The sequence below is a fragment of the Streptodolium elevatio genome, assembly GCF_040649515.1.
GTDB lineage: Bacteria > Actinomycetota > Actinomycetes > Streptomycetales > Streptomycetaceae > Yinghuangia > Yinghuangia elevatio.
The window spans coordinates 1-15,207 of sequence record NZ_JBEZFP010000190.1; the positions used below are offsets into that span (position 1 = coordinate 1).

The following is a 15,207-nucleotide window of genomic DNA, read 5'->3' on the forward strand; positions in this document are numbered from 1 at the left end:
GCGGCCGTAGCACCCATTTTCGTGACTGCGCTCGTTCCTCGCTCCGTCACGAAAATGTGCACTCCGACCGCTGACTTTCCTTCACCTCCACTCGCTTCGCTCCCTCCGGCGCAGGAAAGTCTGACTGGCGGCCTCCGGCCGCTCTCCTCGCTTCGCTCGTCGATCACACGGGGTGTACCGCCACCCACGGGGGTCTGCCGCACGCCGAATGCCTCCTGCTGAGGCTGGCCCCGCTGGGCGTCAGCACGGCGTACGTGAGGCGGCCGCGGGCGTTGTGTAACGGCTGTCACCAGCCGGCCCCCATGTACTCCCCGTCTGACTGGCGGCCTCTGGCCGCTCTGCTTTGCTCGTCGATCACACGGGGTGTGCCGCGGCGTGGGGCGGGATTGGGGTTACTTGCCGGTGTAGGTGGGCTTTTGCTTGGTGAGGAAGGCGTCTACGGCGATGCGGTGGTCGGCGGCGCTGCCGGCGCGGAGTTGGAGTTCGTCCTCCTTGGCCAGGGAGTCGACGATGTTGTGGTCGGCGGCGTAGGCCAGGGACTCCTTGATGGCGCCGTAGGCGACGGTGGGGCCCGCGGCCAGGCGGAGGGCGAGGGCGGCGGCTTCGGAGGCCACCTCGTCGGCGGGTACGACCTTGGTGGCCAGGCCCAGTTCGAGGGCGCGGGGGGCCTTGATCATTTCCGGGAACATCAGCAGTTCGGTGGCCCGGGCGTGGCCGACCAGGCGCGGGAGGGTCCACGACGCGCCCGAGTCCGCGGTCAGTGCGACGCCCGCGAAGGCGGTGTTGAAGCCCGCGGTGTCGGCCACGATGCGGAAGTCGCAGGCGAACGCGATGGCCGCGCCGGCGCCCGCGGCGACGCCGTTGACCGCGGCGACGACCGGCTTCCGCATCGTCGCGATCGCGGTGACGAGCGGGTTGTAGTGGTCCTTGACGGTCGCGAACGTGACCTCGGGGCTGACCTCCAGCAGTTCGATGTGCTGCTTGAGGTCCTGGCCGACGCAGAACGCCCGGCCGGTGCCCGTCAGAACCACCGCACGGACCGCGTCGTCGTCCGCCGCCCGCAGGACCGCGTCGCGCAGGGCGACCTTCGTGTCTGTGTCGAGCGCGTTCATCGCGTCGGCCCGGTTGAGGGTGATCGTCGCGACGCCGTCGGCGAGGTCGTAGAGAACGTTGTCGGCCACGATGGGTCTCCCGTCGATGTGAGGGCACTGGCGGATGTGCGCGCCTCCGAACGGACTCAGCATGCCGGACGGCATTTCCCGCTTCGCCGCGACCCCGCCCGTCCGGCCGCACGGCGTACGTGTCGGCGCAGGTCGGGGCGCATGTGGCGGACCGGACGGATCGGGCCGCGAATCCGGCCCCGGATCGGCCCATACGCGGCCGTCCGTGACCGTTGTTGCTCACCCCGCCGCTGAATGCGGGATAATGGGGCCTGATCAATGCGCTCGAAGACCGGTGGCCGGGTGAGCACCGGTGTGTCGATATGCAGGAAGGGGAACGAGCATGGCGGCCATGAAGCCGCGGACGGGCGACGGCCCGCTCGAGGTGACCAAGGAAGGGCGGGGTATCGTCATGCGCGTTCCGCTCGAGGGCGGGGGGCGGCTTGTTGTCGAGCTGACGCCCGACGAGGCGGGCGCGCTCAGCGAAGCGCTGGCGAACGCCACGGGTGCCAAGACCTCCTGAGGAGGTCCTGACCCACCCGGTGCCTGCCACCCTCGACCGAGTCGCGGTGAGCAGCGGCCCCGGCCGGTATGTGTTCAGGGAGTTCCCGATCGGAGGATCGGGACAAATCCGTGAGAACGTACCGGCCGGGGCCGTCGCATGCCCGGATACCGGCGAACCGTCCGGCTGGATGCGGGAGTTCGGGTGTCGGCTCAGCCGCGGAGCACCGCGCAGAGCAGGCCGTCGCCGACCGGGAGCAGCGTGGGGACCAGCGCCTCGTGCTCGCGTACGGTCCGCAGCACCTCGCGGACCGCGGTGGTCTCGGGGTCCCGGTGCGTGGGGTCCGGTACGCGGTCGTGCCAGAGCGCGTTGTCGAAGCACACGACGCCGCCGGGCCGCAGCAGGCGCAGCGCCTCGGCCAGGTAGTCGGGGTACTCCGTCTTGTCGCCGTCGCAGAACACCAGGTCGTAGCCGTGGTCGGCGAGGCGCGGCAGCACCTCCAGCGCGCGTCCGGGGATGAAGCGGGCGCGGCCGCCGGAGAACCCGGCCTCCGCGTACGTCTCCTTGGCGACGCGCTGGTTGTCCGGGTCGAGGTCGACGGTCGTCAGCACGCCGTCCGGGCGCATCCCGCGCAGCAGATACACCCCCGACACGCCGGTGCCGGTTCCGATTTCCGCGACCGCGCGGGCATCGGTCGCGGCGGCGAGGAAGCACAGCGCCGATCCGCCGCCGGGGCTGATGGGCACGACGCCGGCCTCCCGGGCGCGGTGGCGGGCCTGCACGAGGACGGTGTCCTCGCCGGCGTACGCCTCCGCGAAATCCCGGCCGGCCTGGCGGTTGCTGGAGATGGCTTCCTCCTCGCGTCGGGCCGCCCGGGGACAGGGCGGCCTTTTGGCGCAAGAGTAATGGAGTGCCCCGTACGCCAGCGTGGGGTACGCCCACGCGTCGTGCCAGGTCGGGGCGGGTGCGCGAGGAGTACAGACGCGACACGGCGGTTGCCCGGTTCCCGGCCGCCGCGAAATGTGCCCGGCCGGGGACAGCGTGTCGGGAACCCCGGGCGCGGTCGGCTCGTTGGCCTCTTTGGAACAGGCAAACAGAACAGAAGCACAGCAGGTTCGCGGTGCCGGTGCGGTGCCCAGAGGCACTTATCCGGGCTTAACAGGCAGGTTGTCTATGGTGGTTGCGCTACTCGAAAGAGGAGGTGTGGCAGTGGACGACCACCGCGGGGATCAGACCGTTCCTCGCCGTGGTGCGCCGATGCCAAATCACGTGGCCGAAGCCGCAAACGCAACCACCGATCATGCCCCCGCTCCCGCCGGTACCGCGGCGGCGTCGGGGGACTTTGCGCAGACCGCATCCGTGGAGGGCACGACCGCCCGTCCCGGGGCCGACGCGTGGACCCCGCCGTCGTGGGAGGACATCGTCCGCACCCACTCGGCGAGGGTGTACCGACTCGCCTATCGCCTGAGCGGCAACCCGCACGACGCGGACGACATCACGCAAGAGGTGTTCGTCCGGGTCTTCCGTTCGCTGTCGAGCTACACGCCCGGCACGTTCGAGGGCTGGTTGCACCGGATCACCACGAACCTGTTCCTCGATATGGTGCGCCGTCGCCAGCGCATCCGGTTCGAGGGTCTCGCCGACGACGCCGCCGAGCGGCTCCCCGGACGCGAGCTCTCCCCGGCACAGGCGTACGACGACGCCCACTTCGACGCGGACATCCAGCAGGCGCTCGACGCGCTCGCCCCGGAGTTCCGCGCCGCGGTCGTACTGTGCGATATCGAGGGCCTGTCGTACGAGGAGATCGCCACCACGCTCGGTGTGAAACTCGGGACCGTTCGGAGCCGCATTCATCGCGGCAGGTCCCAGCTCCGGGCGGCGCTGCGGCACCGTGCCCCCCGGACCCCCGCTGACCGCGAGGAAATCCCGGGGTGTGCGTCGGTGCAGAGATGAGGGCACCGTGATCGTTGGTTCGAACGTCGGGACGGTATGTCCGGCTGCGGGAGCAGGCCGGTGAACCACCCCGAGGACAAGCTCGCGGCCTATGTGGACGGCGAGCTGGGGCACGACGCCAGGGAAAAGGTCCTGGCGCATTTGGCGCAGTGCGCCGACTGCCGCGCCGAGGCGGAGGAGCAGCGGCGCGTCAAGGCCCTGCTCGCCCGCAGTTCCCAGCCCGGGCCGTCGGCGGACCTGATGGCCCGCCTGCTCGCGATGGGCGAGGGCGGGTTCGGCGGCCCCGCGGAGCCGGCGCACGACGAGGACGAGCTGATCCCGCCGCCGCCGCGTATCAGGGGGTCGGTTCAGCCCTTGAGCCGCAAGCCCGGTGCCGCACGCCCGCGCGGCGGTACGGGCCCTCGGGGCGGACGCCCCAACTCCGCCCCTTCTCGCGTGCGTCCCCCGGTCGGCAGACGCCGCCTCACCTTCGCCGCCGCCGGCGCGTTCTCGATGATGGCCATGGCGCTGAGCAGCGCGGTCATCGCGCAGGGACCGGCCGCCGGTTCGTCCGGACGTCCCGCCGCGCCCATCGTCGAGCGCAACCTTGTGGAGCAGGCCGGCACGGTGGGCGTCGCACCCACCGGCGGCACCTCGACGGCGGTGCCCGCGACGCTGGCCGCTTCGGCGGGCAGGCCGCTGTCGGTGTCGGTGACCTCGTCGGCCGTGGTGTCGGACCGAAACTGAGCCAGGCGTACCCCGCCGGCGTGCTTTGCCGCGTACCTTGAGCGCTCGTACGGCCGAGCGCTCGCCGACGTGTCCGCGCTCGGCACGGGTGGGTGTGCCCCGCGGCGGCGGCCGCGGATCCGCTCGTGCCCACAGGGCCGTTCCGGTGGGTCCCGCGCTGCGCGGTGGCGCGGCACCGGGGAGACTTGCCCGTGACGGGTCCGCCGCCGGCGACCCATGAGGAACGGCGCGGCAGAGCCGCCACGGAGGGTTCTGGATGAGCGACGAGCCGGGTGACGTCGTCGGGCACGGTGACGGACACGGTGACGCGGACCGGCGGCGTGCGCCCGGAGAGGGCTGGGACGCCGAGGAGCTGCGGGCCCGTTCGTCCGGTCGGGAGCCGGAGGACGACGCCGACACGGGCACCGGTGCGGACGCGGGCGCCGAGGGCCCTGCGCGCAAGGCACACGAGACGTTCCAGGACAGGGCGGACGAGCCCGCCGCCTTCGGCGCGCCCCCCGTGCGTCCGGCGCCGTCCCCCGCACTGCCCGCGCCCCCGGCGGCACCGCCGGCGCCCGCCTGGGGCTTCCCGCATCCGGCCGGGCAGCCGACGCTGCCGCCCAACGCGGGTACCCCGCATGTCCATCCCGCGGCCCAGGGCGGCACGCCCTGGCAGGCCCACGGGCACGGTCAGCCGTTCGGGTTCGGCTGGACGTACGACGCCGACACGGGGCCCGGCGGCCTGCCGTACGGCGACGCGGCCGGCTACGGGGCGGCGCCCCCCGGGTACCCGCCGAACGCCGCGTACGCCTTCCCGGTCGAGGAGCCGCGCGAGCCCGTCAAGTGGACGTGGCGCATCGGGGTGGGACTCGCCTGCATCGCCCTTGCGGCCGGCGCCCTCGGCGGGGCCGTCGGCGTCTGGGTCGGGGACCGCGACGAGCGGGGCGTCACGCTGCGCCAGCCGGCGTCGTCGGGCCCCGAACGGCCGCGCGACACGGTGGCCGGACTCGCCGCGACGACGCTGCCCGGCGTGGTGTACATCCACGCGTCACGCGCTGGCGAACAGGCGAGCGGCACGGGCTTCGTGCTGGACGGCAACGGCTACATCCTGACCAACAACCACGTCGTCTCGGGGGCCGCGAACGGCGGCCGGATCACCGTCGTCTTCAACGGCGGCGAGCAGGCCGACGCGCGCATCGTGGGCCGCGACACCGGCTACGACCTCGCGGTGATCCGGGTCGACAACGTCCGGGGCCTGGTGCCGCTGACGCTCGGCAACTCCGACTCGGTGCAGGTGGGCGACCCGGTCATCGCGATCGGCGCGCCGTACAACCTGGAAGGCACGGTCACGTCGGGCATCATCAGCGCGAAGGACCGCGCGGTGAGCGCCGGCGGCTCGGGCGACGACGTGTCGTACATCAGCGCGTTGCAGACGGACGCGCCGATCAACCCCGGCAATTCCGGCGGCCCGCTGATCGACGCGGCCGGCCGGGTGATCGGCGTCAACTCGGCGATCCGGTCCGCGGGCGACGAGGAGAACCCGTTCGGCGGCGAGGTGGCGGCCGGCAGCATCGGCCTCGGCTTCGCGATCCCGATCAACCAGGCCAAGCGGGTGGCCCAGCAGCTGATCGACAACGGCAAGGCCGTGCACCCGGTGATCGGCGTCACGCTCGACATGCACTACGAGGGCGAGGGCGCCCGGATCTCCGACCAGGACCTCAAGGGCCAGCCGCCGGTACGCCCCGGCGGGCCCGCCGCCCGTGCCGGGCTCCAGCCCGGGGACATCGTCACCGCAGTCGACGGCAAGCGGGTCGCCGAGGCGAACGAGCTGATCGTCCTGGTGCGCAGCAAGTCGCCGGGCGACACGGTGACGCTGACCGTCAAGCGCGGGGACGCGGAACTGAGCCTGCCGATAAAGCTGGACGGCGAGAGCGGCTGAGCCGGGGCGGGACGCGGTCGGCCGCGGCAGGAGGCGACAGGTGGAGGTCAGCCGGGCCCGGGTGACCTCGCCGTGTCGGGTACATGACCGGCCGATCACATCTGCGGGACAAAGTAATGCCAAAAGGTACGTATCGGTCGGGACTTCGCAAGAGGCAGTGCCGCTCCGCGGCCCCGGCGGTTACTGTTGTCGAGGTCCGGTCGGCCGATCGGCCCTTGCCGCGTAGCTCGTGGAGTCCAGGTGTTCGACGTCGGTCCGCTGGAGATGGTCGCGCTCATCATCATCGCGATCGTCGTCTTCGGGCCTGACAAGCTGCCCAAGATGGTCGGCGAGGCGGCCCGGACGATACGCAAGTTCCGCGAGTTCTCCACCAACGCGCGCTCGGACCTGAAGAAAGAGCTCGGGCCGGAGTTCGAGAACATCAAGTTCGAGGACCTCAACCCCAAGACCTTCGCCCGCAAGCACCTGATGGGCGAGGACGACGAGCTCGGCATCAAGGAGTTCGGCGAGCTGCGCGAGGACCTGACCCGCCAGCTGCGCTTCGACGACGACGCCAACGGCGTCCCGAGCGCCACGGGCCCGTCCGCGCACCCGATGCTGGAGAAGAAGAACGGCACGCGCGTGCAGCCGGGGGAGCGCCCGCCGTACGACGCCGACGCCACCTGAGGCCCGCCTCGGCCCTCTCCCTCTTTCTCTCTGACCTCCGCTCGGCCCGTATGGCCGCAGAACGCCCATAGGACCCCCGGAACGGCGGGTCGTGCGCGATTGCCGCGCGTGTGGCGGGGCACAGGCCGTACCGTGCCAGAGCGGGACCGGTGACGGCGCGCCCCAGGGCGTCGCGAGCAGACAAGGCGAAGCATGGACACGATGAGCCACGCAGGCGCACCCGACCGAGCGCTGGGCGACCAGTCGGGGGCGGACCACGCGGGAGGCGGCACGGCCGAGGAGGAGACGGGACCTTCGCTGCTCGACCAGTACCTCGCCGCCGATTTCCCGTGGTACGGCCTCGACGAGGGCTGGGACGGGCGGCGCTGGCTCGCGTCGGTGTGCCAGGGCCGCGAGGGGCTGGAGTACGGCACCCTCGGCCACGGCGACGCCCCGAGCCGCCGGCCCGGCGACCCCACCCCGCGCAAGTTCGTCTCGGTCGTCACCGTCCCGCAGCGCGAACGCCGCCCCAGCGGCGACGGCGCCGGACTCCTGGAGGCCACCTCGATGGCCAGCGCCGCGTCCGTCGCCGGCGTCGCGCTGCTGGCCGACAGCTGGCCGTGGGACCTCGACCGCGAGCTGCGGCAGGAGTGGATGGACCAGCAGACCCACCTCGCGTGGGAGCTGGCCGACAACCTGGACGGCGACGGGTGGACGGGGCTGGCGCTGCCGGTCAACGGCGTCCCGAACCGCTTCCGCTACCGCGAGTCGGAGTACGGCTGGGTGCTGGCCGGGCAGGCCGCGGGCGTGTACCTGGGCGTGTACGGGTGCGGGGTCAGTGCGTACGGGCTCGGGCTGGCGCTGATGCCGGAGCTGAAGGCGTACGAGGCCTGACGCGGCCGTCACACGGTCGCGGTACGACCTGAGGGGGCGCCCGGACGGGCGCCCCCTCGGTCAGTCTCAGTCACCACCGACGCCGAAATCGGCCCGGGGTGCCGATCCGCTCAGAACTTGCGCTTCGGGGTGAGCCCCAGCTGCATGCCCGACAGCCCGCGCTGGCGATTGACGAGCTTGTCGGCGATGCCGCGCAGGGCGACCGCGGCCGCCGATTCGGGGGTGTCGACCACGACCGGCGATCCGGTGTCGCCGCCCTCACGCAGCCGGGTGTCGATCGGGATCTGCCCGAGCAGCGGGACCTTGGTGCCGGTGGCCTGCGAGAGGCCGTCCGCGACGCGCTGCCCGCCGCCGCTGCCGAACACGTCGAGGATGTGGTCGTCGCAGTGCGGGCACGGCAGGCCCGACATGTTCTCGATCACACCCGCGATGGTCTGCCGCGTCTCGACCGCGATCGTCCCGGCCCGCTCGGCCACCTCGGCGGCCGCCTGCTGCGGCGTCGTGACGACCAGGATCTCGGCGTTCGGGACGAGCTGCGCGACCGAGATGGCGATGTCGCCGGTGCCCGGCGGCAGGTCCATCAGCAGGACGTCCAGGTCGCCCCAGTAGACGTCGGCGAGGAACTGCTGCAGCGCCCGGTGCAGCATCGGTCCGCGCCACACCACGGGCGTGTTGCCCGACGTGAACATGCCGATCGAGATGACCTTCACGCCGCGCGCCTCGGGCGGCATGATCATGTTCTCGACCTGCGTCGGGCGCCCTTCCGCGCCGAGCATTCGCGGCACCGAGTGGCCGTAGATGTCCGCGTCGACGACGCCGACCTTCAGGCCCTGGGCGGCCATCGCGGCGGCCAGGTTCACGGTCACGGAGGACTTGCCGACGCCGCCCTTGCCGGACGCCACCGCGTACACCCGCGTCAGCGAGCCCGGTTTCGCGAACGGCACCTCGCGCTCGGCCTGCCCACCGCGCAGATGCGACGCGAGCTCCTTGCGCTGCTCGTCGCTCATGACGTCGAGCTCGACCTCGACCGCGGTGACGCCCGCGACCTTGCCGACGGCCTCGCGCACGCGCGAGGTGATGGTGTCGCGCATCGGACACCCGGCCACGGTCAGGTACACCGCGACCTTGACGCGCCCGTCGGCGGCGATGTCGACGGACTTGACCATGCCGAGCTCGGTGATCGGCTTGTGGATCTCGGGGTCGTCGACGGTCGCCAGCGCGTCCCGTACGGCGTCTTCCGGGACAGAAGTACGGGTCTCGCCAGATTCCAGGGTTGCCATACGAGTGAGCTTACGTCCCCGGAGGGGTTCCACCGCGCCTAGGTGGCCTACCTCGCCCGCTCTCCCTGCCGCCGTCGCGGCCGCCCTCGGGCCCCGGATCGCGCCCGGGCTCGCGGGCGTTGTCCCGCCCACCTTCGCGGCCGCGGTCCCGTCCGCCCGATCCGCCGGAACTGTCGCCCCCGTCACGGCTGTTGTCGGCCGCCTCGGGGTGTGACGCGAGCCACTGCTCGGCCTCCCGGCGTTCGTCCAGCTCCTTCATCAGCGACTGGAGCTCGGACCGCAGGAAATCGCGGGTCGCCACCTCGCCGAGGGCGATCCGCAGCGCCGCGACCTCGCGCGTCAGGTACTCGGTGTCGGCGATGTTGCGCTCGTTGCGCGCGCGGTCCTGCTCGAGGTTGACGCGGTCCCGGTCGTCCTGCCGGTTCTGGGCGAGCAGGATGAGCGGCGCCGCGTACGACGCCTGCAACGACAGGGCCAGCGTGAGGAAGATGAACGGGAACTCGTCGAAGCGCAGCCGCTCCGGCACCGCGACGTTCCACGCCACCCACACGAACACCGTCGCGGTCATGTAGACGAGGAACCGCCCGGTGCCCAGGAAGCGCGCGATGCGCTCGGAGAACCGGCCGAACGAGTCCGGGTCGTACTTCGGCAGCAGGTTCAGCCGCCGCTGCGGCAGCTTGGGCTGGTCCAGGCGGGGCCGGCGGCGGCGCTCGTCCGGCAGCGCGCCCTGCGCCTCACGCGCCATTGAGACGGCTCCTCACCTCGGCGGGATTGATCCCGCGCGCCTCGCCGTGCAGCGCGCCCTCGCGCCAGTCCTCGGGCAGCAGGTGGTCGAGGACGTCGTCGACGGTGACCGCGCCGAGCAGGTGGTCGTCCTCGTCCACGACGGGCGCGGCGACCATGTTGTACGCGGCCAGGAAGCTGGTCACCTCGGCCAGCGGGGTGTCCGGGCGCAGCGGCCGCAGGTCGGTGTCGACGACCGCGCCGACGAGGGTGAACGGCGGGTCGCGCAGCAGCCGTTGGAAGTGCACGGTGCCGAGGTACTTGCCGGTGGGGGTCTCGGTGGGCGGCCGGCAGACGTACACCTGGCTGGCCAGCGCGGGGGACAGGTCGGGGTTGCGGACCAGGGCCAGCGCCTCGGCGATGGTCGCGTCCGGCTCCAGGACGATCGGCTCGGTGGTCATCATGCCGCCGGCGGTGTCGTCGGAGTAGGTGAGCAGGCGGCGGACGTCCTCGGCCTCGTCCGGCTCCATGAGGTCCAGCAGGCGTTCCGCGGTCTCCTCGGGCAGCTCGGAGATCAGGTCGGCCGCGTCGTCCGGGTCCATGGCCTCCAGGACGTCGGCCGCGCGCTCCTCGCGCAACTGGCCGAGGATCTCGACCTGGTCGTCCTCGGGCAGTTCCTCCAAGACGTCCGCCAGCCGGTCGTCGTCGAGCGCGGCGGCCACCTCGACGCGGCGCTTGGACGACAGGTTGTGCAGCACGTTGGCGAGGTCGGCGGCGCGCAACTGCTCGAACGTGGCGAGCAGGTTCGCCGCACCCTGCTGGTCCTCGGGCCGCTCGAAGCCGGTCACCGCGTTCCAGTCCACGGTCAGCGTCTCGCCGCGGCGGCGGCGCAGCGCGGAACCGCCGCCGCCCTTCTGCACGAAGAGCTTGCCGACGTACCAGTCGCGCCCGCGGCCCGCGCTCATCGCGACGTCGAGCACGGTCACCTGCTCGCCGGTCTCCACCAGCGTGACCCGGCGGTCCAGCATCTCGGCGAGCACGAGCGTCTCGGTCGGCCGCTGCTCGAAGCGCCGCATGTTGACCAGGCCGGTGGTGATGGCCTCGCCGGTCTCGACGCTGGTCACGCGGGTCATCGGGACGAAGATGCGGCGGCGCGTCGTGACCTCGACGACCAGGCCCAGGACGCGCGGCGGCTGGTTGCCGGTGCGCAGCGCGATCACGACGTCGCGCACCCGGCCCACCTGGTCGCCGCCGGGGTCGAAGACGGCGGCGCTGGCGAGGTGCGAGATGAACACGCGGCTCGGCGTGCCGGTCATGCGGCCACCTCGCTCCACTCGGCGGCCGCCTTCGCGGAACGCATCCCCCTGGTGACTCGCCCGCCGCGCTCGCTCATGGCCGCCTCCTCTCGAGTGGCCCGCAGGTGTGCGGGCGACGCCGTACCGCCGCGTACGAACAGTACCGGCCGGGTCGGCTCCGCGATCTTCGGGAGATCGCACCCGCCGGTCCCGCCTTCCACCTGTGCCCGAACCGGCCGGATGTGATGCCCGCGCCGCCGCTTTGTACGCTGCGTGCTGACCACAACCCGCACCGCCACCCGCACCGCCACCCGCGGCGCCACCCGCACCGCCACCCGCACCGCCACCCGCGGCGGGCACGCGCCGACGTACGTGCCGGCCACCTGCCGCCGCCTGCCGCCACCTGCTTCCGATGCCCGAGGGGAACCGTTGCGCCGACGATTGCGAGCGCCCGTCGTCCTGGTCCTGCTGCTGTGGATGCTCGTGTCCGCGTGCTCCTCCGACGACCCCACCGGCCTGGCCGGCGAGCCGACCGACACGATCCTGGAGCAGACCCGGACGGCCGCGAAGAACGCGACCTCGGTGCACATCACCGGTACCTGGGTGACGCAGAAGGTCGAGTACCAGATCGACATGCGCATCAAGGCCGACGGCGCCAGCGGCGAGATCGTCAGCACCGGCACCAGGGTCCAGCTGCTGCGGGTGGGCGTCGACCTGTTCGTCCGCGGCGACGAGAGCCTCTACCAGCCGCGCGACGGCCGGCAGGACCCGGACGCGGTGGCCTCGGCGGAGGTCCTGCGCGACAAGTTCATCAAGGTGCCGCCGGACGACCCGGCGTTCGCCCGGCTCTCCGGCTTCACCCAGCTCCACCCGCTGCTCGACGAGCTGTTCCGCCTCGAGGGCAAGGTCAAGAAGGACGGCCGCAAGAACGTGCGCGGCGTCGAGACCCTCGCCCTCGCCGCCAACAAGGGCCGGGGCGGCGAGCTGTACGTCTCGCTCGGCGGCAAGCCCTACCCCATGCGCTACAGCCCCGGCCCCAACGCCGGCCGGCTCGACTTCTACGAGTACGACACGGACTTCCCCGTCGAGGTCCCGCGCGGCGACCAGGTCGTCGACTACGGCAGCCTCAACCCCGCCCAGCCGCCCGCGCCCGGCACCGACGCCCACCAGTCGCCGCCGCCCTCGTCCTCGCCCACCGGCGGTTCGTCGGGCAGTCCCTCGGGATCCAAGAGTCCGAGCGGCCAACCCACCAGTACGCGCTCTTCGTGACCTGAACCGGGGTCCCACCGGGATACGGTGGCCCCGGCCCTACGCCCTCTGGGCACCGGCACCCGGCTCCACCCGGCTTGATACGTAAGGAAACTGGCGGTGACTCGACGAAGCGCCCGGTCGCGGACGGGCCTGGTTGCGACGGCGGCGGTCGTGGCGGCGGTCCTGGCAACCGGATGCAGCGTGGGCAAGCCCGCGCACCGGTCCTTCTCCGACCCCGGCGACGAGCCGTCCGTCGGGCTGCCGCTCGGCAACCAGGTGGGCGGGCTGGATGCCGCGGCGATCCTGCAGCGGGCCCAAGCGGCCACCGCGGCAGCGGCGTTCGTGCACGTCAAGGGCACCGTCACCGAGCCGGGGGCGACCACGCCGTTCAGCGTCGACATGCGCTTCACCGCCACCGGCAGCGACGGCGCGATCGTCGAGGACGGCGTCACCGCGCGGGTCACCCGGGTGCAGAACCAGGTGTGGTTCCAGGGCGACGCGCGTTTCTGGTCCGAGGTCGGCAGCGCGGCCGCGGAGACGGCCAACCGCGGCAAGTTCGTGCAGGTGCCGGTCGGCGACCGGAAGTACGCGGGGCTGGTCGAGAACACGTACGTCGAACGCCTCGTCACCAAACTCCTCGGCAAGCCGGGCCCCCTCGAAAAGGGCGAGACGCGCGAGGTCAACGGCCGCACCGCGATTGCCCTCGTCGACAAGGGGCCGGGCGGCGGCACCATCTGGGTCGCCACCGAAGGCGCGCCGTATCTGATGCGCTTCGAGGCCGCCCCCGACGCGCGCACCAAGGGCGCCATCGACTTCATCGGCTACAACGACCGCACCGTGATCACCCCGCCGGACCCGGACATCGTCGTCGACAAGGACCTCTCCCCGCAGCCCACCGGCTCCGCCAAGTCCACCAAGCGCCCGACCTCACCGACGACCACGAAGTCGACCGCCGGCACCACCAAGTCCCCCAGCGCCACCCGCAGCTGACGCCGCGGCGGTACGTGCGGGCCGGTGCGGGTCACCGCGTTGCCGCGGCCGACTCCCGACTGCCCGTTGCCTGCTGCCTGTTCACTGCTGCCGCCGGGAGGTTGCGATGGAGGACTCCTCGGCGTGCCCTACTTCGTGCGCTTGCCCGGCGGCGTCAGTTTGCGGCCCAGGGACAGGTTCCTGGGGGCCGGGCCCCTGGTGACGGCATTGGTGGGCGCCGGGGGCGCGGACTGGGAGGTCCGGGGGAGCGCGGGGCCGTGGGTGAGGGCGCGGGGGTTGTCGAGGCGCACGATGACGCAGTCGCGGGCCCAGCGCGACGGCTGCTCCTCGCCGTCGGGAGCGTTGAGGCGGTCCGCGTGCAGGGCGGCGGCCGCGGTCGGCCAGGACCCGGCGTCGGGGGTGAGCACGACGACGTCCGCGGTCCAGGTGAGCAGGCGTCCGCCCTTGTCCTTGCTGCGCAGGGTCACCTCGGCGGCGTCCGCGTCGGTGAGGCCGGGGACGTGCTGCTCCACCGCGTCGGCCGTACGGTCCTGGAGGATGTGCACCGCGCCGTCGTGCCAGGTGTGCCACACCGGGCGTGCGGGGTGCCCGGCGGGGGCGATCCACAGCAGGCCGGACTTCTTCGCCGCCTCTTCGAGCAGCGCGCTGTCGAAGGGCGGCGTCGTGGGCGTGGCGGGCGGTGTCATGGGCGGCGAGGGGGTCCCGGGCTCACTCATGGACGTCAGGTTCCCACACACCGGACGCGGCATACCCCACATGGTTCTCCAGGTGACCTGCCAGTAACCTGACCGCACGATCCGCATGCAATGGGAGGACCATAAATGGCCGCCACATCGCGTAGCCTGCGTTCCCGCCGTTCCTGTATGGCAGTTCCGGGCAGCAACCCGCGCTTCATCGAGAAGGCCCAGGGCCTGCCGGTGGACCAGGTGTTCCTGGACCTGGAGGACGCCTGCGCACCCCTCGCCAAGGAGGGCGCGCGCCACACCATCGTGGACGCGCTGAACAACGGCGACTGGGGGGACCGGATCCGCGTCGTGCGGGTCAACGACTGGACCACGCACTGGACCTACCGCGACGTCGTGACCGTCGTGGAGGGCGCGGGAGCGAACCTCGACTGCATCATGCTGCCGAAGGTCCAGGACGCCGCGCAGGTCAAGGCGCTGGACCTGCTGCTGACGCAGATCGAGAAGACGGTCGGCCTGGAGGTCGGCAGGATCGGCATCGAGGCGCAGATCGAGAACGCCCGCGGGCTGGTCAACGTCGACGAGATCGCGGCCGCGTCGCCGCGCATCGAGACCATCATCTTCGGCCCGGCCGACTTCATGGCGTCCATCAACATGAAGTCGCTCGTCGTCGGCGAGCAGCCGCCCGGGTACGACACGGGCGACGCGTACCACTACATCCTGATGCGGATCCTGATGGCCGCGCGCATGCACGACCTGCAGGCGATCGACGGTCCGTACCTCCAGATCAAGGACACCGACGGCTTCCGCCGGGTGGCCGGCCGCTCGGCCGCGCTGGGCTACGACGGCAAGTGGGTGCTGCACCCGGGCCAGATCGACGCCGCGAACGAGGTGTACGCGCCCTCGCAGGCGGACTACGACCACGCCGAGCTGATCCTCGACGCGTACGAGTGGTCCACCTCGGAGGCCGGCGGTGCCAAGGGCGCCGCGATGCTCGGCGACGAGATGATCGACGAGGCGTCCCGCAAGATGGCCCTGGTCATCTCCGCCAAGGGCCGTGCCGCGGGCATGACCCGGACCGGCAAGTTCGAGCCGCCGCAGGGCTGACGGGCCGGCGTCGCGACGCCGTCCACCGACACGACGAGGCTCCGGCCGCCCGCCCGCAGAGCTCCGAAGAGCGACGGGTT

Annotated in this window: 14 protein-coding genes and 1 pseudogene; 9 read left to right on the forward strand and 6 right to left on the reverse strand. The window is 72.3% G+C overall.

Annotation, left to right across the window (positions count from 1 at the left end):
- Positions 1 to 392: 392 nt before the first annotated feature.
- A complete protein-coding gene (locus tag AB0C36_RS39935) occupies positions 393 to 1,181 on the reverse strand; it encodes an enoyl-CoA hydratase-related protein (RefSeq protein WP_358363884.1) in 789 nt (262 codons plus the stop codon).
- A 322-nt stretch (positions 1,182 to 1,503) separates the two neighbouring features.
- On the opposite strand from AB0C36_RS39935, the gene AB0C36_RS39940 reads away from it, so the two are divergent.
- Positions 1,504 to 1,683, forward strand: a complete 180-nt coding sequence (locus tag AB0C36_RS39940) for a DUF3117 domain-containing protein (protein ID WP_358363886.1) — start codon at positions 1,504 to 1,506, stop codon at positions 1,681 to 1,683.
- A 191-nt stretch (positions 1,684 to 1,874) separates the two neighbouring features.
- Here the strand turns inward: AB0C36_RS39940 and AB0C36_RS39945 are convergent, their stop codons facing one another.
- Entirely contained in the window at positions 1,875 to 2,510 is a 636-nt protein-coding gene (locus AB0C36_RS39945) for an O-methyltransferase (protein ID WP_435839213.1), read from the reverse strand.
- Between the two features lie 325 nt (positions 2,511 to 2,835).
- Between AB0C36_RS39945 and sigE the strand changes: the two genes are divergently transcribed.
- The 5 genes from sigE (at position 2,836) to AB0C36_RS39970 (ending at position 7,798) form a co-directional block, all read left to right on the forward strand.
- Entirely contained in the window at positions 2,836 to 3,615 is a 780-nt protein-coding gene (gene sigE, locus AB0C36_RS39950) for an RNA polymerase sigma factor SigE (RefSeq protein WP_358363900.1), read from the forward strand.
- Between the two features lie 60 nt (positions 3,616 to 3,675).
- Positions 3,676 to 4,341 (forward strand): anti-sigma factor family protein, encoded by a 666-nt coding sequence (locus tag AB0C36_RS39955; RefSeq protein WP_358363887.1) that lies wholly within the window; start codon positions 3,676 to 3,678, stop codon positions 4,339 to 4,341.
- 256 nt (positions 4,342 to 4,597) lie between these two features.
- Positions 4,598 to 6,259 (forward strand): S1C family serine protease, encoded by a 1,662-nt coding sequence (locus AB0C36_RS39960; RefSeq protein ID WP_358363888.1) that lies wholly within the window; start codon positions 4,598 to 4,600, stop codon positions 6,257 to 6,259.
- A gap of 240 nt (positions 6,260 to 6,499) precedes the next feature.
- A complete protein-coding gene (locus tag AB0C36_RS39965) occupies positions 6,500 to 6,925 on the forward strand; it encodes a sec-independent translocase (protein ID WP_358363889.1) in 426 nt (141 codons plus the stop codon).
- A 192-nt stretch (positions 6,926 to 7,117) separates the two neighbouring features.
- The gene (locus AB0C36_RS39970) at positions 7,118 to 7,798 is read left to right on the forward strand and encodes a hypothetical protein (RefSeq protein WP_435839212.1); all 681 of its coding nucleotides are present in this window, start codon (positions 7,118 to 7,120) and stop codon (positions 7,796 to 7,798) included.
- Positions 7,799 to 7,908: 110 nt separating this feature from the next.
- Here AB0C36_RS39970 and AB0C36_RS39975 read toward each other — a convergent pair whose 3' ends face one another.
- The 3 genes and pseudogenes from AB0C36_RS39975 to AB0C36_RS39985 form a co-directional block, all read right to left on the reverse strand.
- Entirely contained in the window at positions 7,909 to 9,078 is a 1,170-nt protein-coding gene (locus tag AB0C36_RS39975; protein ID WP_358363892.1) for an Mrp/NBP35 family ATP-binding protein, read from the reverse strand.
- A gap of 235 nt (positions 9,079 to 9,313) precedes the next feature.
- A pseudogene (locus tag AB0C36_RS39980) lies at positions 9,314 to 9,823 on the reverse strand (DUF1003 domain-containing protein); the annotation flags it as partial.
- Positions 9,813 to 11,117 (reverse strand): magnesium transporter MgtE N-terminal domain-containing protein, encoded by a 1,305-nt coding sequence (locus tag AB0C36_RS39985; RefSeq protein WP_358363893.1) that lies wholly within the window; start codon positions 11,115 to 11,117, stop codon positions 9,813 to 9,815. The gene AB0C36_RS39985 and the pseudogene AB0C36_RS39980, both read right to left, overlap by 11 nt.
- Positions 11,118 to 11,369: 252 nt before the next feature.
- Between AB0C36_RS39985 and AB0C36_RS39990 the strand changes: the two genes are divergently transcribed.
- The gene (locus AB0C36_RS39990) at positions 11,370 to 12,365 is read left to right on the forward strand and encodes a hypothetical protein (RefSeq protein ID WP_358363894.1); all 996 of its coding nucleotides are present in this window, start codon (positions 11,370 to 11,372) and stop codon (positions 12,363 to 12,365) included.
- A 99-nt stretch (positions 12,366 to 12,464) separates the two neighbouring features.
- Positions 12,465 to 13,337 (forward strand): hypothetical protein, encoded by an 873-nt coding sequence (locus AB0C36_RS39995; protein ID WP_358363895.1) that lies wholly within the window; start codon positions 12,465 to 12,467, stop codon positions 13,335 to 13,337.
- 128 nt (positions 13,338 to 13,465) lie between these two features.
- Here the strand turns inward: AB0C36_RS39995 and AB0C36_RS40000 are convergent, their stop codons facing one another.
- Complete coding sequence (locus AB0C36_RS40000) at positions 13,466 to 14,053, reverse strand: hypothetical protein (RefSeq protein ID WP_358363896.1); 588 nt, start codon at positions 14,051 to 14,053, stop codon at positions 13,466 to 13,468.
- Positions 14,054 to 14,158: 105 nt separating this feature from the next.
- On the opposite strand from AB0C36_RS40000, the gene AB0C36_RS40005 reads away from it, so the two are divergent.
- Positions 14,159 to 15,127, forward strand: a complete 969-nt coding sequence (locus AB0C36_RS40005; protein ID WP_358363898.1) for an HpcH/HpaI aldolase/citrate lyase family protein — start codon at positions 14,159 to 14,161, stop codon at positions 15,125 to 15,127.
- Positions 15,128 to 15,207 lie beyond the last annotated feature (80 nt).

Bases quoted from the DNA above. Each gene is read 5' to 3' on its own strand.
- AB0C36_RS39940 (WP_358363886.1), top strand. From the start codon at position 1,504: ATGGCGGCCATGAAGCCGCGGACGGGCGACGGCCCGCTCGAGGTGACC.
- sigE (WP_358363900.1), top strand. From the start codon at position 2,836: ATGGTGGTTGCGCTACTCGAAAGAGGAGGTGTGGCAGTGGACGACCAC.
- AB0C36_RS39960 (WP_358363888.1), top strand. From the start codon at position 4,598: ATGAGCGACGAGCCGGGTGACGTCGTCGGGCACGGTGACGGACACGGT.
- AB0C36_RS39970 (WP_435839212.1), top strand. From the start codon at position 7,118: ATGGACACGATGAGCCACGCAGGCGCACCCGACCGAGCGCTGGGCGAC.
- AB0C36_RS39975 (WP_358363892.1), bottom strand. From the start codon at position 9,078: ATGGCAACCCTGGAATCTGGCGAGACCCGTACTTCTGTCCCGGAAGAC.
- AB0C36_RS39985 (WP_358363893.1), bottom strand. From the start codon at position 11,117: ATGACCGGCACGCCGAGCCGCGTGTTCATCTCGCACCTCGCCAGCGCC.
- AB0C36_RS40000 (WP_358363896.1), bottom strand. From the start codon at position 14,053: ATGAGTGAGCCCGGGACCCCCTCGCCGCCCATGACACCGCCCGCCACG.
- AB0C36_RS40005 (WP_358363898.1), top strand. From the start codon at position 14,159: ATGGCCGCCACATCGCGTAGCCTGCGTTCCCGCCGTTCCTGTATGGCA.